Genomic DNA, 1,635 nt, shown 5'->3' on the forward strand with positions numbered 1-1,635 from the left:
TCAACGTCACCGGTACTGTTGGTGGCGATGCAACCGTTGGTGACGCAATCAGCTTCACCATTAACGGCACGCCATACAGTGGCACCGTACTGGCGGGCAACACCTACAGCATTGCGGTTGATGGCGCAGACTTGGCGGCCGACACCAGCTTCGATGCCACCGTAACGGGTACTGACGCGGCAGGTAATCCATTTACCGCAACCACGACTTCAACGCATACCGTTGATACGGCAGCGACCGCAACGATCACCGTCAACGACATCACCGCTGACGATGTAGTGAATGCCGCCGAAGCGGGTACTTCAATTGATGTAACGGGCACTGTCGGTGGCGACGCAGCCCCTGGCGATACGGTGAGCTTCACCATTAACGGCACGCCTTACAGCGGTACGGTCTTGGCGGGTAACACCTACAGCATTGCGGTTGATGGCGCGGACCTTGCGGCGGATACCAGCTTCGATGCCACGGTTGTGGGTACAGACGCGGCGGGTAATCCGTTCACGGCGACGACGACCTCAACGCATACCGTTGATACGGCAGCGAGTGCAACAATCACCGTTAATGACATCACCCCAGATGACATAGTGAATGCCGCCGAAGCCGGAACAAGCATCAACGTCACGGGTACCGTTGGTGGCGATGCCACAGTGGGCGACGCAATCAGCTTCACCATTAACGGCACGCCATACAGTGGCACCGTACTGGCGGGCAACACCTACAGCATTGCGGTTGATGGCGCAGACTTGGCGGCCGACACCAGCTTCGATGCCACCGTAACGGGTACTGACGCGGCAGGTAATCCATTTACCGCAACCACGACTTCAACGCATACCGTTGATACGGCAGCGACCGCAACGATCACCGTCAACGACATCACCGCTGACGATGTAGTGAATGCCGCCGAAGCGGGTACTTCAATTGATGTAACGGGCACTGTCGGTGGCGACGCAGCCCCTGGCGATACGGTGAGCTTCACCATTAACGGCACGCCTTACAGCGGTACTGTGCTGGCCGGCAACACCTTCAGCATTGCGGTTGATGGCGCGGACCTTGCGGCGGATACCAGCTTCGATGCCACGGTTGTGGGTACAGACGCGGCGGGTAATCCGTTCACGGCGACGACGACCTCAACGCACACCGTTGATACGGGTGCCACGGCAACGATCACGGTGAATGACATCACCGCTGATGACATTGTTAATGCGGCCGAAGCGGGCACGAATATTAATGTCACCGGTACGGTTGGTGGCGACGCGGCCCCAGGCGACACGGTTAGCTTTACGATCAACGGCACGCCTTACAGCGGTACGGTCTTGGCCGGCAACACTTACAGCATCGCGGTTGATGGCGCCGACCTTGCGGCGGATACCAGCTTCGATGCGACGGTTGTGGGTACTGATGAAGCGGGTAATCCGTTCAGTGCGAGCACGACGTCGACTCACACGGTTGATGATGCGGCGGCGGCAACGATCACGGTGAATGACATCACCGCTGATGACATTGTTAATGCGGCCGAAGCGGGTACAAGCATCAACGTCACCGGTTCGGTCGGCGGCGACGCCGCGCCTGGTGATACGGTTAGCTTCACCATCAACGGTACGCCATACAGCGGTACTGTCTTGGCCGGCAACACCT

General features: G+C 58.7%; 1 protein-coding gene. It reads left to right on the plus strand.

Features of this window, described 5'->3' with window-relative positions:
• Nucleotides 1-1,635, plus strand: a 1,635-nt coding sequence (locus tag ABD836_RS19395) for an Ig-like domain-containing protein (RefSeq protein ID WP_344939307.1), incomplete at both ends; no start/stop codon positions are given.

Origin of the sequence: Zhongshania borealis (assembly GCF_039539625.1) — a bacterium.
Lineage (GTDB): Bacteria > Pseudomonadota > Gammaproteobacteria > Pseudomonadales > Spongiibacteraceae > Spongiibacter > Spongiibacter borealis.